Below are 24,484 nucleotides of genomic sequence, written 5' to 3'. Positions count from 1 at the left end.
TCGGTCGGCCCTCGCTTCGGGTCGCATTGAACAGTGTCACATTTTGGCAACAACGGTCTTGAACCAAGGGCTGAGTTGGGCCAGACTCGTGGCCGGACGGCCACTTAGCGCCTGCGCAGGCGGAAAGCATTTCAATGCCAACCAAAAAGCGTTGCAGCAGGATTGTACGCTCCGGCCCCTTTGAGGGCGGGAGAGGCGGTGCCCATGGTCGATAGGGCAGGTTCAGCGACAAACCTCGGCTCGTCGCCCCGCCTTGTGTCAGGAACCGATTCATTGTCAGGCGACCAGCCGCTTTCGCGGCCCAAATCCAAGAACACGGCGCCGCTTTTCCACGATAACCGCCTGCTGCGGGCCGTGGGGTTCGTTGTCGTGCTTCTCGCCGTGGTCGTGGCCTCGAGCTCGTTCCTCATCATGAGCGGGACGACCGATATCGAGCCGGGCCCTGATGTGTGGACCTGGATCTGGATCACCAACGCCGTTCTTGTCACCCTGGTCGTGGCTCTGGTTCTGACCGAGCTCGTGATGCTGGTGCAGTCCCGCATCCGCAAGCAGGAAGGCGCGCGGCTGCAGGTCCGCATCGTCGCGATGTTCGCGATTGTTGCCGCCGGTCCGGCTTTCATCGTGGCCGTGGTCGCCATGCTGTCCCTCAATCAGGGGCTCGACCAATGGTTCTCCGAACGCATGCGGTCGATGGTCGATAACTCCCGCTTGGTGGCCAGGGCGTATCTCGTCGAGCATTCCCAGGTGCTCCGCGATGACGTGATCTGGATTGCCGAGCAGCTCGAGGTCAGCCGCGATACCTACCTTACCGATCCTGATCGGTTTCAAAGGATCCTGACTGCGGCCGGAACAACTCGGACAATGCCCTATACGGCCTTGGTCAATAGTTCGGGCGAAACGCTGATGCGGGCGCAGCTCAATGTTCAGGCCCAGATTCCCCGCGCGCCCCAAGCCGTCCTCGATGCCGCGGGATTTGGCGCTCCGACCCTTATCGCTCCGGGCTCCGGCTTCTCGCTCATCGGCGCTGTGGTCCAATTGCGCGGGTATGACAACGTCTATCTCTATGTAGCCCGCGCCGTCGATCCTCAGGTGCTCGAATATGTGCGGCTGGTCGATGAGAACATCACCGCTTACCGGCTCTACGATTCCAACCGGGTTGTTTTCCAGATTACCTATGCGCTCATGTATCTGGGCGTCGCCTTCGTATTCCTGCTGGCCGCGCTCTGGATCGGCATCGCTCTTGCCAATGGCCTGATCGATCCCATCCGCAATCTCATGATCGCCTCCAATCGTGTCTCGCGCGGCGATCTCGACGTTCGGCTCCCCGTGCCCGATCGGGGCGGCGACCTTCATGATCTCGCGGTGCGTTTCAACAAGATGACTGCACAATTGCGCAACCAGCGATCCGCGCTAGTCGCCGCCAGCCGCACCAACGATCAGCGCCGCCAGTTCACCGAAGCTGTGGTGGAAGGCGTGTCGGCCGGCATTATTGGCCTCGATGCCTTCGGCCGCATCACGCTCGTCAATTCCCGCGCCTGCGCTGCGCTCGGCCAGAGCGAACTCGATCTGATGAACCAGGAACTCGCCCAGGTCGCGCCCGAACTGGCGCCCACCGTCGAGCGCGCCCAGTCGGCGCGTCGGGGCAGGGTGCAGGACCAGGTTCAGCTTTCCTCGGGCTTCGATCGCCGCACCTATCAGGTGCGCCTCACCCGCGAAGGCACGATCACGGAGTCCAAGGGCTATGTCGTCACGCTGGACGACATCACCGAGTTGGTGGCCGCTCAGCGCAACAGCGCCTGGGCCGACGTCGCCCGCCGCATCGCTCACGAGATCAAGAACCCGCTCACCCCCATCCAGCTTTCTGCCGAGCGTCTGCGCCGCCGCTATGCCAACAAGCTCGTCGACGATTTCGACGTGTTCGACAAATGCATATCCACCATCGTGCGGCAGGTGGGCGATATCGGCCGGATGGTGGACGAGTTCTCCTCCTTCGCCCGAATGCCGTCGGCGGCAATTATTCGCGCCGACCTTTCCGACACCATTCGGCAGGCAGTGTTCCTCGAAAGCGTTCGCCAGCCCGAGATCAACATCAAGGCCGATCTGCCCGAGGAGACGGTCTATGCCTATTTCGATACGCGGCTGGTCTCCCAGGCGCTTACCAATTTGATCAAGAACGCGGTCGAGGCCATTGAATCGGTTGGGCTTGATACGATTGTCGATCCCGAAGTCATCGTGTCCGTAGTCTTGGAAGGCGAGGAGGCGGTGATTTCAGTCAGCGACAACGGCAAAGGATGGCCGGAGGAAAATCGGCACCGGTTGCTCGAGCCTTATATGACCACCCGTGAAAGGGGTACGGGGCTCGGACTTGCCATCGTCGCTAAAATCATCGAACAGCATGGCGGCCGCATCGACCTGCGCGACGCCCAGCCTGATTCCAATGGACGGGTCGGCGCGTGCTTCGCCTTCACATTGCCGTTGCATGAAAGTGGAAGACAGCCCGCCGAGCCGACCGAACAGGCTCCTGCCGACCAAAAAACGACCCGAGAGGAGACATCGCGCGTATCCGCGATGGCGATAAAGTAGATGGCTCGTGACATTCTAATTGTCGATGACGAACAAGATATCCGGGAACTGATCGCCGGCATTCTGGAGGACGAAGGCTACGAGCCGCGTCAGGCCTCCGATGCCGACAGCGCCCTCGAGGCGATCGCACGGCGTCGGCCCAATCTCGTGTTCCTCGATATCTGGATGCAGGGCTCGCGGCTCGATGGACTGCAGCTTCTCGATGTGCTGCAGGCCGATCATCCCGATCTTCCCGTGGTGATGATCTCGGGCCACGGCAATGTCGAGACCGCCGTGTCGGCCATCCGCCGGGGCGCTTACGACTATATCGAGAAGCCCTTCAAGATAGATCGCCTGCTGCTCATCACCCAGCGCGCTATCGAGGCGAGCAAGCTCAAGACAGAAGTTGCCGATCTCAAGGAACGCACCGGCGACGAATCCGAGCTGGTCGGTGTCTCCAGCGCCATCTCCCAGGTCCGCTCGCTGATCGAAAAGTCGGCGGGCACGCGCTCGCGCGTTTTCATTTCCGGCGGGGCAGGGACCGGCAAGGGCCTTTGCGCGCGTCTTTTGCACTTCAAGAGCCCCCGCGCCACAGGCCCCTTCATCGAGATAAACGCCTCGCTCTACGCTCCCGACGAGATTCCCGTCGTGCTGTTTGGTCGTGAAGTCCGCGACAAGAACGGGCTGCGCACGGAAGTGGGCGCCCTCGAACGTGCCCATGGCGGCACCCTCTATCTCTCGGAAGTTGCAACGCTCCCTCTCGAATCCCAGACCGCGCTTTTGCGCGCCCTGGTCGAAAACAAATTTACCCGCGTCGACGGCCATGGCCCGGTTCCAGTCGATGTCCGCATTGTTTCATCGAGTTCGCAAAACGTGGCCGCGTTGATCGAAGAGGGCAAGTTCCGCTCGGACCTCTTCCACCGCCTGTCAGTCGTGCCGCTGCAATTGACCTCGCTGCGAGAGCGACGTGAGGATATCCCGGCGCTCGTCACGCTCTTCGTCGCCCAGCTCTCGCGCATGCATAACCTGCCGCGGTTCCTGTTCGGCGACGACGCCATCGCCGTGCTGCAGGGGCAGGACTGGCCCGGCAATGCCCGCCAGCTCCGCAATGCCATCGAGCGGCTGCTGATTCTGGTACGCGACCAGCAGCCCCTCGACGGCATCATCACCGCCGCCATGCTACCCTCGGACATCTCCGAGGTCCTGCCCACCATCGGGGACACGGATTCTTCGGCCCATCTGATGAGTCTGCCCCTGCGCGAAGCCCGCGAGGTGTTCGAGAGGCAATACCTCATTGCCCAGATCGAGCGCTTCGGCGGCAATATCTCGAAGACCGCCGAATTCGTCGGCATGGAGCGCAGCGCGCTTCACCGCAAGATCAAGTCGCTGGGGCTTTAGATGCGTGTCATCATCTGCGGCGCCGGCCAGGTCGGCTATGGTATCGCCGAGCGTTTGTCCGCCGAGGGCAATGAAGTCACGGTCATCGACAACAATCCCGCCCTCGTGCAGCGCGTCCGCGACACCCTCGACGCCCGCGGCCTGCACGGCCACGGTTCCCACCCCGACGTCCTGGCCCAGGCCGGCGCTCGCGATGCCGATATGCTGGTCGCCGTTACCCAGGTCGACGAGGTCAATATGACCGCCTGCCAGGTGGCTCATTCGATCTTCGAGGTGCCCACCCGCATCGCCCGCATCCGCTCCCAGAGCTATCTCGACCCTGAGTGGAGCAACATGTTCTCACGCGATCACCTGCCGATCGACGTGATCATTTCCCCCGAAGTCGAAGTGGGCGAACTCATCCTCCAGCGCATGGCCTATCCCGGCGCCAACGAGATCATCACCTTCGAGGACGGGCAGGTCATGGTGATGGAGGTCGACGTCACCGAGGACTGTTCGGTGATCGACACCCCCCTGCGGCATCTGACCGACCTTTTCCCCAACCTCAACGCCACGGTGATGGCCGTGCGCCGCGAAGGCCAGATGCGGGTGATCCACTCCCACGAGCAGATGATCACCGGCGACCAGGCCATTGTCGCCGTCTCGCGCGACCAAGTGCAGCGCGTGCTTGGGCTCTTCGGCCGCGACGAAGCGCCACCCAGCCGCGTGGTCATCGCCGGTGCCGGCAATATCGGGCGTTACGTCGCCCGCCGCATCGAAGAGACCGACCCCTCGATCTCCATCCGCATCATCGAGAGTAACCGCGACAACGCCCAGCGCGCCGCGGAGGCCATGAATCACGCCATCGTCGTTTTCGGCGATGCCATGTCCGCCGACATCATGCGCGAGGTCGATGTCCGCGACGCCCATATGTTCTTGGGGCTGACCAACGACGACAAGACCAACATCCTCTCATCGGTCATTGCCAGCGAAATGGGCTGCCGCGCCAACATTGCCCTCGTGAACCAGGAGCACTATCCGCGCATCGCCAAGCGCCTTGATGTCGATGCTTTCATCAGCCCCCGCGCCATCACGGTCTCCAAAGTCCTGCGCCACGTCCGGCGCGGTCGCATCCGGGGGGTGTATACGCTCGCCAACGGCGCGGCCGAGATCATCGAGGCCGAAGCGCTCGAAACCTCGACTCTGGTCGGCAAGCCCCTGCGGGAGTTCAAGCTGCCCGCCGGCATCCGCATCGGCGCCATCGTGCGCGGCAGCGAATCGATCATGCCCACCGGCGATACGATCATCCGAGCAGGCGATTTCGTGATCGTCTTTGCCCTCGCCGCAAGCCTGCGCCAGGTCGAGCAGATGTTCCGGGTCAGCATCGACTTCTTCTAACCCCAGGGAGGACCGGCAGTGCCGACCATCGGAGTCCTGTCCGCCGGCGTCTTCGGGTTGTTCGCGCTCTCGATGCTCCTGCCGATGTTCGTCTCGCTGGTCGAGGGCAATTGGCGTGCCTTCGAAGCCTTCTTCCTCGTCATCGTCTCCTATGGCTTTCTTTCCGCCGTTACGATCATGGCCCTGAATTCGCGCCTGCGCACGCTCAACCGGGCAGGGGTCTTCACCGCCGCCATCACCGTCTGGCTGAGCCTGATTGCCGCCGCCACCCCCGCCTTCCTGCTCGTCGAAGGTCAATCGCTCATCCGTGCCCTCTTCGAGGCGACCTCCGCCGTCACCACGCTGGGCACCACCCTGCGCCCGCTATCCGACATCTCCCCTTCCATGGCGTTTTATCGCGGCACCCTGGGCTGGATCGGCGGCTTCACCACCCTGACCCTCGCCGCCTACGTCCTCGGCGCCTATCAGGTGGGCGGCACGCCCAACGCCAATCTGCGCCACATCCAGCACTCGCGCACCGAGAACGACCCACGCATCCTCGTCACCCTGCGATCCATAGCGCTGCCCTATCTCACCCTCACCATTGCCTGTGCCGTCCTGCTCGTCATCGTCCGGGTCCCCGCGGACACCGCCATCATCACGGCCATGAGCATGCTCGCAACCAATGGCTTCATCCCCGCCGAGCCGGGCGGGACCGTTCTCGGCAATCGTTTCGCCGAACTGATAATGATGGTTTTCATGGTCGTTGGCGCCACCTCCATCGTCTGGCACCGTCTCCTGCTGTCCCGCCTCGGCAAGGGCTCGCGCGAGCACGCCGAAGCCATGCTCTATCTCACCGCGCTCGCCGTTCTTTTGGTCCTGGCCGTGATCGCCTCGGTGCTCGCCCCGCCGCTGGGCCGCACCGGCTTTGAAAGCGCCTTCAACTACGTTTTCGACATCGTCTCGATCGCCACCACCACCGGCATCACCCACGACGAACGCCTCGGTGTCTCGATTCCCTTCGAGGTGATCCTCATCATCGTCTTTGTCGGCGGCTGTTCCTATTCCACCGCCGGCGGCATCAAGGCCTTCCGACTGGCCACCATGCTCAAGCATGTCAGCAACGAACTCGACCGGCTCGTCTATCCCAGCGCCATGCTGCGCGATGACGTCCAGTACGATGCCAATCAGCGCGTCATCGCCAAGGCCGTTTGGAGCACCTTCTTTCTTGCGGTGCTGACCGTCACCATCGGCATGCTGCTCTTTGCCACCCAAGGCCATGGCTTGTCTGCGGCCATGGCTCTGGCGGTCGGCGCGTTTTCCCAGGTGGGCAACCTTGCCGCCTCCGCCATTCCCGGCCTTTCCGAAGGCGTGGTTTCGGACGGAACGCTGCTGACCCTGTCCGCGCTGGCCCTTGTCGCCCGCATCGAAATCCTAGTGCTTTTGGCGGCAATCACGGGCAACCGCTGGTAGCAAGCGCGTCTAACCCATTGTTTCGACGCCTCTTCGCCGTCCTCGATTTTCATCAAAACGCTCTAGGCTCGCTCCGGGAGATATGCCATAGTCTCGCGGTTGACACGAGAATGCGTCGAACGGGCAGGGCGGCACCCAAAGCTGTTGTCAATCAATAAGGACGGTCGGGGCGTCTGACCTGGTGCCTTGTGCCCGACGCAAACAAGAGGCCGAGCAATGCCCAGTGAAAAGGTGCAGAACCTTCAGGATTCCTTTCTCAACCACGTCCGCAAGAACAAGGTTCCGGTGACGATCTTTCTCGTCAACGGCGTCAAATTGCAGGGCGTGATCACCTGGTTCGACAATTTCTGTCTGCTGCTGCGCCGCGACGCCCAGAGCCAGCTTGTCTACAAACACGCCATTTCGACCATCATGCCCGGCGCTCCCATCCAGCTCTTCGACCCAGAGAACCAGACTGATTGACTGATACGCCCGAAGAAGACGATGGCAAGGGCTTCGTGGATCTCCGCGAAGTCCCCACGCGCACTGGCCTTGTCACCCCCGACGTCCGATCCGTCCGTTACGCGCGCAGCGCCGATGCGCGGCATGCCGAATTCATCGGCCTTGCCGCGGCCATCGCGCTCGATCTCGTCTTCACCGAGGTTTTCAGGGTGCGCGAGATCAAACCGGCCACCTATCTCGGCGGCGGCCAGGTAGCCGAACTGGCCGAGCGGGCCAGGGAACTCAAGCTCGACCTGCTGGTGGTCGACGCTCCGCTTTCGCCCATCCAGCAGCGCAATCTCGAACGCGAGATCGGCGTCAAGGTTCTCGACCGCACGGCGCTGATCCTTGAGATATTCGGCGAGCGCGCCGCTACCCGCGAAGGTGTGCTGCAGGTCGAGCTCGCTCATCTCAATTACCAGAAGGGCCGTCTGGTCCGCTCCTGGACCCACCTCGAACGCCAGCGCGGCGGCGGCGGTTTTCTCGGTGGTCCGGGCGAAACCCAGATCGAATCCGACCGTCGCCAGATCCAGGACCGCATTCTCGTCCTCGAACGGCGCCTGGAAAAAGTACGCCGCACCCGCCAGCTCCAACGCGGGCCTCGCGCCGCCGTACCGTTTCCCGTGGTGGCTCTTGTCGGCTATACCAACGCGGGCAAGTCCAGCCTTTTCAATGCCATCACCGGGTCAGGTGTCATGGCCGAAAACATGCTGTTCGCAACGCTCGACACCACCGTTCGCCGCGCCACGCTTCCCCATGGCCGCGACATTATCCTCTCCGATACCGTCGGTTTCATCTCCGACCTGCCGACCGATCTCATCGCCGCCTTCCGCGGCACGCTCGAAGAGGTGACGCAGGCCGAAGTGGTCCTCCACGTCCGCGACGTTTCCAACCCCGATCATCCTGCCCAGGCCGCCGACGTGCTCTCGGTTCTCGCCGATCTCGGCGTCACCGGCGAAACAACGCCGATCATCGAGGTCTGGAACAAGATCGACAACCTTCCCGCGCAGCCCGACGGCCTCTCCGGCATCACGCCGGCCGGCAAGGTCGCCGCAGCGGTTCCGGTGTCGGCGGTGACGGGGCAGGGGCTCGATGATCTCCTCGCCGCCGTCGAAAAAGCCCTTTCCCAGGACGCGCGCCTGTTTTCCGTCCTCGTCCCCCACGAAGCCGGCGCCGAAACCGGCTGGCTCTATGCCAACGCCGAAGTGATCGCTCGCGACGAACCCGACGACCAGGGCACCCGCTACACCGTCCGCGTACTCCCCCGGCACCGGGCCGAGTTTCTGGAAAAATTCGCCGGCCGCATCACCGGGCTGGATGGGGCGTAAAGCTTAGCCGCCCCTGTTTGTTCAAGCGCGCCGAGACCCGGTTACTTCCCCGCCTTATCCGCCGCCCGAACCTCATTCCAATACCCGTCCAGCCGCTCCAGTCCGGCTTCGGCGATGTCGATGCCATCTTCCCGCGCACGGGCTTCGAGGTGCTCGAATCGCCTTACGAATTTCGCATTCGCATCACGCAGCGCGGCCTCCGGATCGATGCCAACGCGACGTGAAAGCGTTGCGACGGCAAAGAGCAGGTCTCCCATCTCTTCGATCTTGGCCGTCTCGTCTTCTCCGGCAAGGGTCTCCTCGACTTCGCCGATTTCCTCGCGCACCTTCTCGATGGCCCAACTAACTTCGGAAAAATCGAACCCAACCCGCGCCGCCCGCTTGGCCAGTTTCGCCGCCCGTGTCAGCGCCGGCAGCCCCACCGGCACGTCGTCGAGGAGCGACGGCGGCTTTTCTCCGCCCCGCCGCTCAGCCTTTTTCGCCCGCTCGGCCGCCTTGATCGTTTCCCAGCGCCTCTCGCTCGAAGCTGCCGACCCCGCCTCATCGTCCCCGAACACATGCGGATGCCGCCGGATCAGCTTCTCGGTCACCGCGTAGATCACGTCTCCGATGTCGAACAGCCCTTCCTCGCTCGCCATCTGGGCGTGATAGACCGGCTGCAACAGTAGATCGCCCAACTCGTCCCGCAGATCCTCGTAATCCTCCCGCTCGATCGCATCGGCCACCTCATAGGCCTCCTCGATCGTGTAGTGCCGGATTGATTTGAAATCCTGTTCGATATCCCACGGACAGCCATTCTCCCTGTCGCGCAGGCGCGCCATGATCTCGATCAGTCGGGAAATATCACGGGAGGGCTGCATGAGGAGGACCTTCGGCAAGGGATTCGATTAACCCATCTTAGCTGGCGGAGACCTCCTACGGCCAGTCCCGCAACACGAACCCGGGTCGTCCCTGCCTAACGCCGGAGTGTTGCAACTGAGGCCGCTCTACTGGGAACTCAGTCCCAAACGCTGCAACAGGCTTCCCTTCTCCCCTTGAGGGAGAAGGTGGCCGCGAAGCTGTGGGATGAGGGGGCGCAGCGCTTCCATTCCCTCAGGGCTTCGAAGACGAACACCGCTGTCACCCCGCCTTGATCAGCGGGATCGCCAGATCCTTGCGGAACAGATAAAGCAACGCCCGCAAAGCTTCGCCCTCTGGCCCCTTCAATCCCGGGTTGCGCTCGAGCGCCGCTCGGGCATCCTCGTGGGCCATCTCCAGCAGGTGCCGGTGCACGTCCGGCACCGCGATCCGATATCCCGGCATCCCCGATTGCCGCGTCCCGAGCAGATCGCCCTGGCCGCGCAGCTCCAGATCCTTCTCGGCGATCTCGAACCCGTCATCGGTTTTGCGGATCGTCTCCAGCCGCTGTTGTGCCGTCTCGCTCAAGGGTTCCGAATAGAGCAGCAGGCATGCCGACCTTGCCGATCCGCGTCCCACGCGTCCGCGCAACTGATGAAGCTGTGCCAGTCCGAACCGCTCGGCATGCTCGATGATGATGATCGTCGCGTTGGGCACATCGACGCCCACTTCGATTACCGTCGTCGCCACCAGGATCTGCGCCTCGCCCGCCTGGAAACGCGCCATCGCCGCCTGTTTGTCGGCAGAGCTCATCCGCCCGTGGACCATCTCCACCCGATCGCCGAAAATCTTCCTGAGTTCGGCGAACCGATCCTCCGCCGCCACGACGTCGAGCACTTCGCTTTCCTCGACCAGTGGGCACACCCAATAGGCCTGCGCGCCCTCATCGAGCCGCGCCGCCAGGCGAGATACCACCCGGTCATATTCCGAGATCGGCAGGGTCGCCGTATCGATCGGCTGCCGCCCCGCCGGCTTCTCACGCAGCACCGAAACATCCATGTCTCCGAAATGCGTGAGGACGAGCGTGCGCGGTATGGGGGTTGCCGTCATCACCAGCAGGTCGGTCTTGGTGCCTTTTTCTGACAGCGCGAGCCGTTGATGCACACCGAAGCGGTGCTGCTCGTCCACAACCGTGAGCCCGAGATTCGCGAACTCCACTCCGCTTTGGAACAGGGCATGCGTTCCCACCGCAATGGTGATCGATCCGTCCGCCAGCCCGGCAAGCGCGGCCCGCCGCTCGGCGGCGCTCATTTTGCCGGTCATCAGCACGATGCCCAGTCCCGCAGCCTCGGCCAGCGGCTTGAGCGTTTTGAAATGCTGGCTAGCCAATAGCTCGGTTGGCGCCATCAACGCCGATTGCCCGCCATCCTCTGCCACCATGCCCATAGCCACCAGGGCCACAACAGTCTTGCCCGAGCCCACGTCCCCCTGCAGCAGCCGCGACATCCGTACCGGCCGCTCAAGATCCTCGCCAATATCGGAAATCGCCAGCCGCTGACCGTCCGTCAGCGCAAAGGGCAGGGCGGTCTCGATCCTGCCGGTGATCTCGCCCGTCACCTTGCGCGCAATGCCCGAGGACTTCGTCATCGATTGCCGGATCAGGCTCAACGCGAGCTGACCGGCAAGGTATTCGTCATAGGCCAGCCGCATGCGCGAGGGCGAAACGATATCGCCCTCGGTTGGCCGCTGCGGCGTATGGATATGCTTGAGCGCTTCGGAGAAACCCGGCCAGTTCATGATCGTGCGCCGATCCTTGCCGATCCACTCCGGAATGATCGGCACCAGCTCGAGCGCAGAGGCGATCACCTTGCGCAGCGACTTGGACGATAGCCCTTGGGTCAGCGGATAGACCGGCTCCACCATCGGCAGCTTGGAAATCTCGTCGGGTGCCACGATATAATCGGGATGGGTCATCTGCTTTTCGCGTCCGAAAAACCCGATCTCCCCCGAAACGTACCGCTCTTCTCCGATCGGCAATTGCCGCTCGACCCACCCACCCTTGGCGCCGAAAAAGCTTAGGGTGATATCCCCGGTCTCGTCATGTGCGCGTATCCTGAGCGGAGCCCGGCTATTGCGCGGCGGCACGATGTGTTCGTCGATGTGGAGCTTGAGCGTTGCGATCGATCCGACTGGCGCGTGGGCCACCCCGTTCTGCGCCCGCCGGTCGATGACGCCCGAAGGCATGTGCATGAGCACGTCGAGCACCACGGCATCCTGTCCTTCGGGCGCACCGAAGAATTTAGCGAAAAGGGCCCCGAGCTGCGGCCCGACGCCTTTCATCGATTTCAGCGATTTGAACAGCGGATTGAGAAGGTCAGGACGCGGCACGACTCGATTCCGACGTATATGAACGGAAATAGAACACTAAATGCACAAGCGTGTTTGCAAAAGGCTGACAGACTTGTCGATCACGGCTATTAACTCCGATCTCAACCCTGTTATGCGGCACAAATGACCGATTCCGAAGACCTTCAGACGCGGCGCAAGCGCGTGCTCTACCGCGCCAACCATCGCGGCACCCAGGAAATGGATATCCTGATCGGCGGCTTCGTCGCAGACCATCTGGATACGTTCGATTCCGCCATGCTGAATCGGCTGGAAGTCCTTCTGGAACAAGAGGAAACGGACCTTCAGGCCTGGCTCGTGGGCCAGCGCGACATCCCCGAAAATGCCGATCGCGACCTGATCGGCATGATCCGAAATCACAAACTCTCCCAATCCCGATCCTGATGACCGACCTTTCCGACCGCCCCTCCCGGATTTTAGCCAATCTCCCCGACGGCATGCAGCCGGCGGTGCTGGCGCGTGCGATCGAGGAGCGGTTAAAAGAGGCGCCGCAAGCTCCTGTTTCCATTTGCTTTGTTGCGCGTGATGGCCGCCGCCTCCAGCGCATGGCCGACGCCCTCGAAGCCATGCTTCCCGGTCATCCCGTCCTCACTTTCCCCGCCTGGGATTGCCTCCCCTACGACCGTGTTTCCCCCAATGCGGTGACCATCTCTGCCCGCATGGCTGCCTTGGCGCAATTGGTCGATTCCGGCACCAAAGGGGCAATCGTCCTCACCGCCGTCAATGCCTTGATTCAACGCGTCGTGCCTCGCGATGTCGTTGAATCCATGACATTTTCTGCCGCGGCGGGCCGCATCGTAGATGGCGAGAAGCTCATCGCCTGGGCCAACAACAACGGTTACCTCCGCGTGCCCACCGTTCGCGAAGCGGGAGAATATGCGGTTCGTGGCGGCCTTATCGACCTCTATCCTGCCGGCCGCGACGCACCGCTGCGCTTCGATTTTTTCGGACAACAGCTTGAAACAATTAGAACATTCGACCCGGAAAGCCAGCGGACCACAGGCAATGTTCGCTCCATAACCCTGGTCCCGATGAGCGAAGCACTGCTCACCGAAGACACCATCCGCCGCTTCCGCCTCAACTACACAAAAACCTTCGGCGGCAACACGGCCGATGATCCGCTCTACGGCGCCATCAGCGCCGGACAACGCTTTGCGGGAATGGAGCATTGGCTGCCGTTCTTCTATGAAGAAATGGGGACGCTAGCCTCCTATCTTGCTGATGCGCCAGTGTTTTTTGACGATCAGGTGCGCGAGGCCTATGGCGAGCGCCGCGAGCAGATCCGCGACTATCATGCCGCCCGCAAAGAGGCTCGCGAGCAGGGAAATACCGCCGGCGCGCCCTATAAGCCGATCGCACCGGCACTGCTATACCACGTCGACAGCTCCCCTTATGAGTTGGTTCGCGGTCACGAAATTTCCGAGCTCACCCCGTTCCTCCCCGCCGATGAGAGCCTGCCGGTCATCGATTGCGCCGGCCATCTGGCTCCCAATTTCGCCGCCGAACGACAGGCCACCGATACCAATCTTTTCGAAGCGGTGATCAGCCGGATCAAGTCCGAAGCGCGGGCGGGGCGGAAAACCGTCGTGACGTGCTGGACCGAAGGTACCCGGGATCGCATGGGGCAGGTTCTCAAGGATCACGGGCTCAAGGCGATTAAAAAGCTCGAAAACTGGCATCAGATTTCCGCTCTCAAGGTCGGTCAACTCGGCCTGGTCGTGGTCCCGCTTGAAACCGGCTATATCACTGACAACATTGCGGTTTTGTCCGAGCAGGACATCCTGGGCGAGCGCATAATCCGCCAAGCGCGGCGCAAGAAGGCGTCCGATGCGCTTACCGAAGCAACAAGTCTTTCGGCCGGTGATTTGGTGGTTCACGTCGACCACGGCATCGGCCGTTTCATTGGCCTCAAGGCCATCGAGGCAGCCGGTGCGCCGCATGATTGCGTCGAAATCGAATATGCCAAGGGCGATAAACTCTACCTGCCGGTCGAAAATATCGAGCTTTTGTCGCGCTACGGCTCGGAAGGCGCCGAGCTCGATAAGCTCGGAGGCGTGGCTTGGCAGGCTAAAAAGTCCAAGCTCAAACAGCGCATCCGCGACATGGCCGAGCAGCTCATCAAGATCGCTGCAGCCCGCGAAACGGCTACCACCGAGCCTGTGGAAATCCAGACCGGCTCCTACGACGAGTTCTCGGCCCGCTTTCCCTATGAGGAAACCGAAGATCAGCTTGCGACCATTGAAGCGGTATTCGATGACCTCACGTCGGGTCGCATCATGGATCGCCTGGTCTGCGGTGACGTAGGATTCGGCAAGACCGAAGTGGCGCTGCGCGCTGCTTTTATCATGGCGATGAGCGGAAAGCAGGTTGCGGTAGTCGTGCCGACGACGCTGCTCTCCCGACAGCATTTCAAGACCTTCTCCGAGCGTTTCGCCGGCCTTCCCGTCCGGGTTCGGCAAGCTTCGCGTCTCGTGCCTGCCGCCGAACTGAAGGCCACCAAGGACGGTCTCAAGGACGGCAGTGTCGATGTCGTCGTCGGCACTCACGCACTGCTTTCGAAGTCCATAGCCTTCCGTGACCTGGGCTTGCTGATCATCGATGAGGAGCAACATTTCGGGGTGGGGCACAAGGAACGGCTCAAGGAACTCAAGAGCAACGTTCATGTTCTGACGCTGTCGGCGACACCCATCCCGCGCACGCTGCAACTCGCACTCACGGGCGTTCGCGATCTGTCGCTGCTGGCGACCCCGCCGGTGGACAGGCTCGCCATCCGCACCTTCGTGTCGCCCTTCGATCCGCTTGTCGTCCGCGAAGCCCTGCTGCGCGAAAAATATCGCGGCGGACAGGCCTTCTACGTCTGTCCCCGTATTTCGGATCAACCGGACATCGCCCAATTCCTCAAGGAACACGTACCCGAGGTCAGCTTCGTGGTTGCGAATGGCCAGATGCCGCCGCAACAACTCGATGACACGATGAACGCCTTTTATGACGGTAAATTCGATGTTCTTGTCGCGACAACGATTGTCGAATCCGGTCTGGACGTTCCGACAGCCAATACACTGATCGTTCACCGTGCCGACAAGTTTGGTCTGGCCCAGCTCTATCAGATCCGGGGCCGCATCGGCCGGTCGAAAACCCGAGCTTATGCGATCTTCACCGTTCCGGCCGATCGCAAGCTCAACGATCAGGCGCAGCGGCGACTGCAGGTGCTTCAGTCGCTCGAATCGCTGGGCGCCGGTTTCCAGCTTGCCAGCCACGATCTCGATATTCGCGGGGCAGGAAACTTGCTCGGCGAAGAGCAATCCGGCCACATCCGTGAAGTGGGGTTCGAACTCTATCAATCCATGTTGGAAGAAGCGGTCGCCTCGCTGCGGGCAGGGCAGGCGGCCGAGGAAGAAGAGGCGGGGCAATGGTCCCCACAGATCTCTCTGGGCATGCCGGTGATGATTCCTGAAGGTTACGTGCCCGATCTCCAGGTACGCATGCAGCTCTATCGTCGGCTGGGCGACCTGACGGACCCCCGCGAAATCGACGCCTTGGGTGCCGAAATGATCGACAGGTTCGGCCGTTTGCCAGAGGAAGTCGAAGCTCTGCTCAAGGTTGTGCTGATCAAATCGCTGTGCCGTGCTGCCAATGTGGAAAAGGTCGATGCAGGTCCCAAGGGCGCATTAATCACATTGCGGAACGGGGTTTTCCCAAATCCTGCCGGATTGGTGCGCCATATCGCCGACCCAGGACAGGCGGCCAAGCTGCGGCCTGATCAGAAGATCATGTTCGCACGCAATTGGCCGACCGCAGAGCAGCGTCTCAAAGGCAGCGCAGCAATCCTGTCGCGGCTTGCGGCGCTGGCCAGCGCTTAGGGGCGGCTCATCTTCATATAGGTGATGGACCGCATCAATTTTTCGTCATGGGTGCTTCAAGGCTGGCGATCAGGTTCATCATCAAACCCAAGAGTATCCGGGGTGAAGCCTTTGGGTCACACGTCGAGTTCAACGTCGTTGGCAGAGAGACGGTGTCATGCTATTGCCCGATTTCGCCGCTCTTGAAAGTACCCAATCCGTTCGATTCCGGCGGGTTCAACCGCCCAGAGCAACAGGAATTTCCATGAAAGTTTTAAACGCGATACTTGCCGGCGCTGTCGCCACGGGACTAGCCTTTTCGATGGCTGGCACCGGTTATGCGCAGGAAGCCGCAGGAGCCGCGGGCGCGGGAGTGGTCGATACGGCTGAAACGGCCGACGGTTCGACTGAAAACAACTGGCTCAAGGTTTGCAGCGAACTCGACGATGGAGGGCAAGCTTGCATCATGCGCCAGGTCGTGACCAACACTGGCGTTTTCACCGGCTCATTCCTCTTGCGTGACGATCCGAGCCAGGAAAGCCGGCTGCTCGCCGTTGCCTCCGTGCCGATCGGGGTTTTGCTACCGTTTGGGCTCACCTGGCAGATCGATAGCGGCAAGCCGGTGCGCGTTCCCTACATGCTTTGCGATCCGCAGGCGTGCTCGGCCCAGCTCGTCGTCAACGAATCCTATATTCAGAGCCTAAAGCGCGGCAGCCAGCTCAAGCTGATTGCCAAGAACCGGCAGAACGAGGACATCACGATCAATATCGACCTTGCCGGCTTCACCGCGACCTACGACAATCCCGAGGGGATTTCGATCGAGGAGCTGAATCAGGCCAATTCGACTGAAAACGTTCTTGAGCAGGTTCTTCAGGAGCGTGCAAACCAGCTCCGGGAAGACATGGAAACCGGCGGCGAAGCTGCCGCGGGCGAAGCTCCCGCTGAAGGTGCCGCGCCCGAGGCTGCGCCTGCGCAGTAACTGGCTTAGTGCTGGTGCCGATGCTCCGGCATGTCTTTGAGTTCGTCCTTGGTCCAGCTCGTTACGGCGTGAACGTTTCCGTCTTCATCGCGCATGAAATCGAGCTGACCAAGGGGAACTGCCACAGGCTTTGAGCCAATCCCCAGGAAGCCGCCCACGTCGATCACGGCCTCGGCCATGGAACCTGTTCCGTGAAGGTGAGATACTTGGCCCACCTTATGATCGTCGGCGCCGTAAACCGTAGCGTCCTTGAGTGCGCTTTCGGTCAGTTCGCTTTCTGCCAAGCGGACGTGGGATGAATGATCCATGATGTGTCTCCTTGCATGGGGTGGGCAAGGATAATCCCAAGGTCTGTCTGCGGTTCCGCTAATTAGAGCCCTCGGGATTTGCTGGACACGCCCTAGAACTCGGATTTCCCGGCGTCGGGAGCACGCAGATCCTCGACGCTAGGCACGCCGCCCCCGAGGTTAACCGGGGTCACGATCATAAAGCCGTATTCCGTCTTGCAGCCATTGTCTCCAATGTTGCCGGAAACGCATTCAACCTCTGCCTTCTGGCGAACCGTGGTCTGCTCCAGGCTCCGTGACGGATTCGAAGAAGAAGAGGCACAGCCTGCGCAAAGCAGAGCGACAAGCACGGCGGCGGCAATTTTCATAGGTCCGGTTCCACACCTGTTTCGAAGACAATCGATCCTATGCATCGGCTCGCCGGCTTTTTCCAGCCTTCGGCTTCGCAACCGGATTAATTATCGGTGATCGATCCGGCCCAGTCAGACTGCCGCCGATCGCGAGCCCATGTTCTGCCGGAATGCCCAATCCGGCACTTCGATCACGTTGTTCGCCGATGTTTCGACAGGCCGGCGATACGCGATCTCCCAGGCGCGTTCGAGGATTTCCTCGATGGAAATACTGAGTTCGCCCGGCAGGCTCCGTGAACGGGCCAAGCTTTCGAGGACCGCATGGGCCTGTCCGCAAACGGTTTTCTGGCGCAACTGATCGAGTGACATATGTTTCATAGCACCATGGTGCCCCTAGAGGCAAAATCGCCGGCAAACAAGCCCGCGTCAAATTGAATCAAATGCGGGCCGCGCCTAGGGCAGGGTGGGAGGCTCCCGTTCATCCTTTTCGGCATCAGTCATGCGTTGGTAGCGCCGGCGCGTGATGAAAAACATGACGACTGCCACCACCAATGCACCACCCAGCATTGCGATGCCGAACTCGGTCGCCGACAATCGCAGTCCGATCAGCAGGAGGATGACGACGAGAAGACTGGCCGCAATGAGAAAAATCCGCATGATATCTCCACCCAATTGAGATGATCGTCTCCCGTTTGGACAGCCAATGCAAGCAGGCTCGGGAGTAACGAGGAAGGTCAGGCCTTGGCAGAAGAACGCAGTCCCCTCATGGCGCCGAGATTGATGCCACTAGGCGATAGCGCGATTCTTATTCGCTTTGCGGATCGACTGACCCTTGAGGCAAACGCGGCAGCGATAGCGTTCTCCCGAAACATCAGGGCAGCCGACCTCTCGGGCGTGATTGAGATCGTTCCCAATCTCGTTTCGGTGCTGGTTCGCTACGACCCGCAGCGCATTGGCTACAATGCCCTATGTGGCGAAATTCGCATTGTCGGCGCCAGCCATACGGGCGAGGAAAGTTGGGCAACGCACAGGGTTCCCATTTTCTATGGGGGAGAACACGGTCCTGATCTCGCGGCAGTGGCTGAAAGCCTCGGGTTGGACATGCCGAAATTCATAGAACTGCACAGCGTCTCATCTCTAACGGTGCTTTCGACGGGATTCGCGCCGGGGTTTGTCTACTGCGGTCTGCACTCCGAGGTACTATCCATGCCGCGACGCGAGGCAGTGCGCGCCTCCGTTCCGCCAGGGAGCGTGCTGTTTGCCGCGCGCCAAACGGCGATCGCGGCGACGTCCATTCCAACCGGCTGGTCGGTCATCGGACGCACAAAGTTTATCAATTTCGATCCCGGCACCATGCCCCCAACGCGGATGCGTGCCGGAGACAAGGTGACGTTCGAGGTGGCATCGTGAGTCGCATCGAGCTTTTGCGCGTCAGCCCTCTGACTACGATTCAGGATGAGGGGCGAATTGGACTGCTCTCGCACGGCATCGGTGCTTCCGGCCCAATGGACCGCAATGGCTACCGTCGGGCGGCGGACGTCACGAACAGAGCCTGTGGCGCAGCCATCGAGGTGGGACCGCAGGGAGGCGACTTTATCTATCGTGGGTGCCCGCTGATCGCCGGATTCGCCGGCGGGGTGTTCATCCTCGAGGTGGATGGCGAGCCTCGACCCTGGCCTGCTTCCGTCGAACTTGTCGATGGTACGCGAGTGTTTATGCGGACGGGTCCGGCGGGAAACTATGGTTACATACGCTTTGCCGCACAGATCGATGTGCCAGAGGTTCTTGGGAGCCGATCCACAAACGCCACCGTCGGGCTGGGAGGACTGAAGGGGAGGGCGCTGCGGGTTGGAGACGCGTTGGGACTCGTGGCGCTGGAGGCCGATTCACCCGAACCGGTTCGTTCCAAAAATGAAGAGACGGGCGCAATCCGCTTCGTCTGGGGCATTCATGCCGAACTTTTTCCTTCCACAGTTCGCGAGGCATTCATCGGTACGGATTTCCGCGTCTCACCGCGCATGGACAGGATGGGAGTGAGACTAGAGAACACCGCATCGGTTTTCGAGAAGGCGCGGATTCTTGGCCTCGTTTCCGATGCGGTAGTGCCAGGCGACATCCAGATTCTGGGCGACGGAACGCCCATCGTGCTCATGCGCGACAACCAGCCCACAGGCGGCTATCCGCGGATCGGCACGATTATCGATGCCGACATGGATCGGTTTGCGCAGACGCGGCCCGGGCAGCCTGTACGTTTTGCTTCTGTCGCCGTCGAGCATGCCCACAGGATAGCGGGAGGGCGGAAGTGATCGATCTTAATGCCGATCTCGGGGAGGGCATCGGAGATGATCTGGCGATGCTGCAAATCGTCACCCGCGCCTCGATCGCTTGTGGTGGTCACGCCGGCGATGAGACCACCATGCGCACAGCCCTCCGTGGGGCTTTGGCCCACCGTGTCACGATAGGCGCGCATCCCGGCTTTGCCGACCGGGAACATTTCGGCCGCCGCCGCCTGGATCTGCCTCTGGCGACGATTTGCGAACAGGTAGCTGGCCAGATTACGACCCTTAAGGCGGTCGCGGTCGAGGAGGGGGCGAGAGTGGAGTATTTCAAGCTTCACGGGGCACTGGCCAATATGGCTTCCGAAGATAGTAATCTTGCATCGGCCATCTTTTCCGCCATCAATACCGAGTTCCCGGAATTGGCGGTTCTGGCGCTTGGCCAATCCGGGCAGACCGAGGCGGCGAGTGCACTCGAGCTTGATTTTATATCGGAAGCCTACGCCGACCGTGCCTATACGGCTGACGGGCTACTTGCATCTCGAAGCCTGCCGGGCAGCGTGATCGAAGATGAGCAGACGGTTGTCGAACGCTGTTTGCGCCTCGCCGAGAAAGGGGAGATCATTGCCATCGACGGCAGCGTCTTTCGATCGGATGCGCGATCCATATGCTTGCATGGGGACACGCCCGGCGCAGTCGGGCTGGCGAGATCGGTCCGCGAGGCGCTGCAGGGGGCGGGTTTTATGGTGCTGCCATCGAACGCCAGATTGCCGCTCCGTTAACAGAACCTACACAAAGCTATGGTTTTTCAAAGACTCGTGCGAACGCATCGACAATCTTGTTTGTACTGGGTCGGATTGTATGAGCATCAAAACTGCATCGGCGCGCCGCCGCTCGTTTGCCGCTGCCATGGGTGCGGCTGCGGTATCGGCGATGATTCTGAGTGGCTGCACAGGCCCCGATCTTTTTGCCGGCAACGAATTTTTCTCTGAATCCTCGATGGGGGTCGGTGCATCACCCAGGGTTAGCACTGCGTATCATCCGCCCAAAGGCGGCGGGCGCCATCAAATAGGTAGGCCCTATACGGTCGCAGGCAACCGTTTCGTACCGCGCGAGCAGCCTGATCTCGATCAGACAGGTACCGCGTCCTGGTACGGCCCAGCCTTTCACGGGCGCCTCACTGCCAATGGCGAGATTTTCGATCAGCACTATCTCTCGGGCGCTCACCCGACACTGCCGTTGCCCTCCTATGTGCGCGTAACCAATCTCGAAAATGGTACGTCCGCGCTTGTGCGGATCAATGACCGGGGACCGTTCTCGAACGATCGTGTGATCGATCTTTCCCGCCATACGGCCCAGGTTCTAGGTTTCCAGCAGCAGGGCACCGCGAAGGTGCGGGTGCAATATGTCGGGCCGGCGCCGCTCAATGGCGACGATACGCGGTTTCTCACGGCATCGATCAATCAATTGACGCCGTACGAGATAAACACCCGGATGGCCTATCAGCAGACGCAGGTTGCCGAGGCGGCGCCTCCGGCCCCTGCGAGCATCGCGCCAACACCGGTACCGCGCCCCGCTACGGCCAGCGAGGCGGCAAATGCTGCGGTAGCCCCTGCCGCACCCGATCACATCCCATTCCAGGTGCTCTCTTACAGCGCCATGCAGGACCTTGAGCCCGTGGAGGAGCCTGCCGGCACGCCCATCCGCATGGTGCTCGGTACCTTCGAGAGTGAAGATGCCGCCCGGGAGATCGCTACCGAGGTTGCGTTGCTGGGGGCCGTCGATACGGCGACGATCGTACAGGGCGAGCAGACAGTCACGCACCTGATGCTGAGCCATCTTCGCGAAGGTGTGACTGAGACCGACGCCCTGCAACTGGCCACATCCCTTGGCTTGGCCCCTACGATTTTGTATTGATTGGAAGAGGTTTAAGTTGGGAGTAGCGCTACGGCGCGATGACTTCTCATGGTTGGTTTGGGGCGCCTTGGGCGCTTAGCGTTGTTTGGCATCGCGTTCTTTGGGGCGCTATCGGGCAACGCCAATGCCCAACTCGATTTCGACACCAGCGCACCCTACGCCATCCTCGTTGATCAGGAATCCGGAACCGTCCTGTACCAAAAGGATGCCGATACCCCCATCGAGCCGGCCAGTATGGCCAAGCTGATGACTATCGCCGTGGTTCTCGACATGGTCGATCGCGGCGCTCTCGAACTCACCGACCAGTTCTTCATTTCCGAACATGCCTGGCGCACAGGCGGCGCTCCGTCGGGCGGTTCGACCATGTTTGCCGAACTGGGTTCGCAGATCAGTGTCGATGATCTTCTCCATTCGGTGATCATCCAATCAGGCAATGATGCGGCGATCGCCTTGGCCGAAGGGATCGCCGGGAGCGAAGCGTCGTTTGCCGCCATCATGAACGAGTTCGCGCTCGATATCGGATTGGAGGATTCTCACTTTACCAACGCAAGCGGGTTGCCCGACCCCGAAATGCATGTGACGGCACGGGATCTCGCCGATCTCGGCCGTTACATCATACGGGAGTTCCCGGACTACTATCCTGTGTTCGCCGTTGAGGAGTTCACCTGGAACGGGATTACCCAATCCAACCGTAACGGTTTGCTTGGACTCGGGATCGGTGTTGACGGCCTCAAGACGGGCCATACGACCGCAGCCGGTTATGGCATTGTCGTTTCGACCACCGAAGGCGGGCGGCGGCTTGTGGGCGTGCTCCATGGCATGGAGAGCATCAATGAGCGTAACGAAGAAGCGCGCAAGCTCATAACCTGGGGCGCGCGCAGTTTCGAGCGCATTCCGGCCTTCGCGGAAAATGCCATTGTCGGCTATGCGAATGTTTATGGTGGGGAAACCGCGCAGGTCGGGCTCGTGGGCGAAGGTAGCATCGACATTTACCTACCGCGAGGTAACCGGCGCTGCCTTTCTGCCAACATAGCTTACACCGCACCCATTCTGCCGCCCGTCGAGGCCGGCGACAGACTTGCGCAACTCAACATACTTTGCGATGACCAGCTTATCCAGACCGCGCCGCTTTATGCGGCCGAGTCTGTTGGCGAGGGCGACATCGTGCGCAAGGCGACCGACGCTCTTTGGGAAATGGCCTTCGGCTGGATCTGATGCATCCGGCATTTGTGCCGGTAACGACAAGAGCTGAATGGATATCCATGGCCGCCGACCAGGAGCGATCGACGAAACCCCGTTTCATCACGTTCGAGGGTGGCGAGGGTGTGGGGAAATCGACCCAGGTCCGCCGCCTAGCCGATCGGTTGGCCGCGCGGGGTATCGCAGTGGTGCGCACCCGCGAACCGGGGGGAACGCCAAAAGCAGAGGCTGTCCGCTCATTCATCCTGCAAGGCAAACCCGAGAGCTGGGGTGTGGGCGCCGAGGCGGTACTGTTTGCCGCCGCCCGGCTCGATCATGTCAACGAGTTGATCGCTCCCTCCCTCGCTGCCGGCAAATGGGTCATTTGTGACCGCTTCGCGGATTCGACGCGGGCATATCAGGGACTGACCGGTGGCGTTGACGACAAGCTCATCGACGCCCTCGAGCATCTTGCGCTCAACGGACACACACCTGATCTGACCATCATTTTGGATATGGATCCCGACATCGCTTTCGAACGCGTGCGGCAGCGCGCCCTCGACGACGGCATGCCGGCGCTTGCCGACCGATTTGAAAAGGAAGATCTCTCTTTCCATCGCCGGCTGCGTGATAATTTCCTCGCCATCGCTGTCGCAAATCCCGGCCGATGTGTGGTCTTGTCTGCCGACACCGACGAAGACACTCTGGCCGAAGCGGTTTGGGCGGCGTTGGAGGACCATTTCTCCGATCTGCCGGCCGAAAGGCTGGCAGAGTGAGCGTGGAACGCCGCGAAGCGGACCAGATCGAAGGAGTCCCGGCACCCGAATTCGGGCGCCGGCTCGGACACGAAGAGGCCTTTCAAAATCTCACCAATGCACTGGAGCGTGGTCGGCTGCCCAGCGCGATTCTGTTGCACGGTCCTCGTGGGGTAGGCAAAGCTACGTTTGCCTTTGACCTTGCCCGCCTTGTTCTCTCGCGGACATCGGACGAAAGCGAATATCGGGTTGCCGCCCAGCTCGCAGCGCTTTCGCACCCGAACCTTTTCGTTTTGCGACGCGCGGCTGATCCCGCCAATGCCGAGCGGTATTTTTCGGCAATCCGCGTTGATGATGTCCGCGCCATGCGCGATGCGCTTCATCAAACGCGGGGCAGGGCAGGGTACCGCATCGCAATCATCGACAGCGTCGATGACTGCAACGCCAATTCGGCCAATGCGCTCCTGAAAACGCTTGAGGAGCCGCCCGCCGAGACGATGTTCATCGTCATTTCTCACAAGCCGGGAGGTATGCTGGCAACCATCCGGTCCCGATGTCAAAGCTTCGGTCTGCGCCCGATTGCAGATGACCATGTCGAAACGGTGCTCTCGTCGGTGCGCTCCGATCTCGAACCTTCCGAGCTTTCCCGCGCCGTCAGCTTCGCTCAGGGCCGTCCTCGCCGCGGGTTCGAGGCCTTGATGCTGGAGGAGGGCGATGTACTCGATGCGCTCCAGACTTGGCTTAAGGCCCCGGCCTCCCACCCGACCCGCGCTCATCTTGCCATTGCAGATGGGCTCGCCGCCGCAAAGGGCGCGGAGTTGGCCTTCGGCCAGGACATGATCCGCGATTGGCTGGCTGGCGAGGCCGCGATTGCCGCGCGAGAAGGCGGCGTATCGGCGCGTTTCCGCCTTGCGTCTGCCAATACACTATGGGAGAAGGCCAACGCCCTTGTCGCTGACGCCGATATCTACAATCTCGACCGGCGGCAAACCCTGGTTGCGGTGTTCGATCTCATCCGTGACCATGTGCGCAGAACCACTCCCGTGAGCTGACCAATCGCCC

The 24,484-nt window shown here is 61.3% G+C and carries 22 protein-coding genes; 16 read left to right on the top strand and 6 right to left on the bottom strand.

Annotation, left to right across the window (positions count from 1 at the left end):
* Positions 1-273 precede the first annotated feature (273 nt).
* From NO932_RS09630 to hflX, 6 genes are all read left to right on the top strand, one after another.
* Positions 274-2,583, top strand: coding sequence for a PAS domain-containing sensor histidine kinase (locus tag NO932_RS09630; RefSeq protein ID WP_309207190.1), 2,310 nt, complete (start codon positions 274-276; stop codon positions 2,581-2,583).
* On the top strand, positions 2,584-3,960 hold the full coding sequence (locus NO932_RS09625; RefSeq protein ID WP_309207189.1) for a sigma-54 dependent transcriptional regulator: 1,377 nt from the start codon (positions 2,584-2,586) through the stop codon (positions 3,958-3,960).
* Positions 3,961-5,337: a Trk system potassium transporter TrkA gene (gene trkA, locus NO932_RS09620; RefSeq protein ID WP_309161220.1), complete on the top strand. Its 1,377-nt coding sequence runs from the start codon at positions 3,961-3,963 to the stop codon at positions 5,335-5,337. It begins immediately after the preceding gene.
* 18 nt (positions 5,338-5,355) lie between these two features.
* Entirely contained in the window at positions 5,356-6,789 is a 1,434-nt protein-coding gene (locus NO932_RS09615) for a potassium transporter TrkG (RefSeq protein WP_309207188.1), read from the top strand.
* Positions 6,790-7,005: 216 nt separating this feature from the next.
* Entirely contained in the window at positions 7,006-7,251 is a 246-nt protein-coding gene (gene hfq, locus NO932_RS09610; protein ID WP_309207187.1) for an RNA chaperone Hfq, read from the top strand.
* The gene (gene hflX / locus NO932_RS09605; RefSeq protein WP_309207186.1) at positions 7,248-8,597 is read left to right on the top strand and encodes a GTPase HflX; all 1,350 of its coding nucleotides are present in this window, start codon (positions 7,248-7,250) and stop codon (positions 8,595-8,597) included. Before hfq ends, hflX begins: the two co-directional genes overlap by 4 nt.
* Positions 8,598-8,638: 41 nt before the next feature.
* On the opposite strand, the gene mazG is transcribed toward hflX, so the two are convergent.
* Together mazG and recG are read right to left on the bottom strand one after the other, a co-directional pair.
* Positions 8,639-9,457 carry a nucleoside triphosphate pyrophosphohydrolase gene (gene mazG / locus NO932_RS09600; protein WP_309161224.1) on the bottom strand — a complete coding sequence of 273 codons (819 nt, stop codon included), beginning with the start codon at positions 9,455-9,457 and terminating at the stop codon, positions 8,639-8,641.
* A gap of 259 nt (positions 9,458-9,716) precedes the next feature.
* Complete coding sequence (gene recG, locus NO932_RS09595) at positions 9,717-11,774, bottom strand: ATP-dependent DNA helicase RecG (protein WP_309211017.1); 2,058 nt, start codon at positions 11,772-11,774, stop codon at positions 9,717-9,719.
* Positions 11,775-11,945: 171 nt separating this feature from the next.
* Between recG and NO932_RS09590 the strand changes: the two genes are divergently transcribed.
* The 3 genes from NO932_RS09590 to NO932_RS09580 all read left to right on the top strand — a co-directional run bounded on the left by NO932_RS09590 (position 11,946) and on the right by NO932_RS09580 (position 16,658).
* Positions 11,946-12,224: a succinate dehydrogenase assembly factor 2 gene (locus NO932_RS09590; RefSeq protein ID WP_309207185.1), complete on the top strand. Its 279-nt coding sequence runs from the start codon at positions 11,946-11,948 to the stop codon at positions 12,222-12,224.
* Positions 12,224-15,700 (top strand): transcription-repair coupling factor, encoded by a 3,477-nt coding sequence (mfd, locus tag NO932_RS09585; protein WP_309207184.1) that lies wholly within the window; start codon positions 12,224-12,226, stop codon positions 15,698-15,700. Before NO932_RS09590 ends, mfd begins: the two co-directional genes overlap by 1 nt.
* 244 nt (positions 15,701-15,944) lie before the next feature.
* Positions 15,945-16,658 carry an invasion associated locus B family protein gene (locus NO932_RS09580; protein ID WP_309161228.1) on the top strand — a complete coding sequence of 238 codons (714 nt, stop codon included), beginning with the start codon at positions 15,945-15,947 and terminating at the stop codon, positions 16,656-16,658.
* 5 nt (positions 16,659-16,663) lie between these two features.
* Here NO932_RS09580 and NO932_RS09575 read toward each other — a convergent pair whose 3' ends face one another.
* From NO932_RS09575 to NO932_RS09560, 4 genes are all read right to left on the bottom strand, one after another.
* Positions 16,664-16,966 carry a PRC-barrel domain-containing protein gene (locus NO932_RS09575; protein ID WP_309207182.1) on the bottom strand — a complete coding sequence of 101 codons (303 nt, stop codon included), beginning with the start codon at positions 16,964-16,966 and terminating at the stop codon, positions 16,664-16,666.
* Between the two features lie 92 nt (positions 16,967-17,058).
* On the bottom strand, positions 17,059-17,313 hold the full coding sequence (locus NO932_RS09570) for a hypothetical protein (RefSeq protein ID WP_309207180.1): 255 nt from the start codon (positions 17,311-17,313) through the stop codon (positions 17,059-17,061).
* 114 nt (positions 17,314-17,427) lie between these two features.
* Positions 17,428-17,673: a hypothetical protein gene (locus NO932_RS09565; RefSeq protein ID WP_309207178.1), complete on the bottom strand. Its 246-nt coding sequence runs from the start codon at positions 17,671-17,673 to the stop codon at positions 17,428-17,430.
* Positions 17,674-17,748: 75 nt separating this feature from the next.
* Positions 17,749-17,952 carry a hypothetical protein gene (locus NO932_RS09560; RefSeq protein WP_309207177.1) on the bottom strand — a complete coding sequence of 68 codons (204 nt, stop codon included), beginning with the start codon at positions 17,950-17,952 and terminating at the stop codon, positions 17,749-17,751.
* A 123-nt stretch (positions 17,953-18,075) separates the two neighbouring features.
* On the opposite strand from NO932_RS09560, the gene NO932_RS09555 reads away from it, so the two are divergent.
* From NO932_RS09555 to NO932_RS09525, 7 genes are all read left to right on the top strand, one after another.
* Positions 18,076-18,705 carry an allophanate hydrolase subunit 1 gene (locus tag NO932_RS09555; protein WP_309207175.1) on the top strand — a complete coding sequence of 210 codons (630 nt, stop codon included), beginning with the start codon at positions 18,076-18,078 and terminating at the stop codon, positions 18,703-18,705.
* Positions 18,702-19,601, top strand: coding sequence for a biotin-dependent carboxyltransferase family protein (locus tag NO932_RS09550; protein ID WP_309207174.1), 900 nt, complete (start codon positions 18,702-18,704; stop codon positions 19,599-19,601). The genes NO932_RS09555 and NO932_RS09550 overlap by 4 nt, the downstream gene beginning before the upstream one ends.
* A 47-nt stretch (positions 19,602-19,648) precedes the next feature.
* Positions 19,649-20,353, top strand: a complete 705-nt coding sequence (locus NO932_RS09545) for a 5-oxoprolinase subunit PxpA (protein ID WP_309207173.1) — start codon at positions 19,649-19,651, stop codon at positions 20,351-20,353.
* Positions 20,354-20,432: 79 nt separating this feature from the next.
* Complete coding sequence (locus NO932_RS09540) at positions 20,433-21,488, top strand: septal ring lytic transglycosylase RlpA family protein (protein ID WP_309207171.1); 1,056 nt, start codon at positions 20,433-20,435, stop codon at positions 21,486-21,488.
* Positions 21,489-21,569: 81 nt separating this feature from the next.
* A complete protein-coding gene (locus NO932_RS09535; RefSeq protein WP_309161240.1) occupies positions 21,570-22,703 on the top strand; it encodes a D-alanyl-D-alanine carboxypeptidase family protein in 1,134 nt (377 codons plus the stop codon).
* A gap of 47 nt (positions 22,704-22,750) precedes the next feature.
* A complete protein-coding gene (gene tmk, locus NO932_RS09530; protein WP_309207170.1) occupies positions 22,751-23,443 on the top strand; it encodes a dTMP kinase in 693 nt (230 codons plus the stop codon).
* Complete coding sequence (locus NO932_RS09525) at positions 23,440-24,474, top strand: AAA family ATPase (RefSeq protein ID WP_309207168.1); 1,035 nt, start codon at positions 23,440-23,442, stop codon at positions 24,472-24,474. Before tmk ends, NO932_RS09525 begins: the two co-directional genes overlap by 4 nt.
* The last annotated feature ends 10 nt before the right edge of the window (positions 24,475-24,484 follow it).

Origin of the sequence: Pelagibacterium sp. 26DY04 (assembly GCF_031202305.1) — a bacterium.
Taxonomy (GTDB): Bacteria; Pseudomonadota; Alphaproteobacteria; order Rhizobiales; family Devosiaceae; genus Pelagibacterium.
The sequence above is the reverse complement of the archived record's forward strand: the minus strand, read 5'-3'. Positions and strand labels throughout refer to the sequence as shown.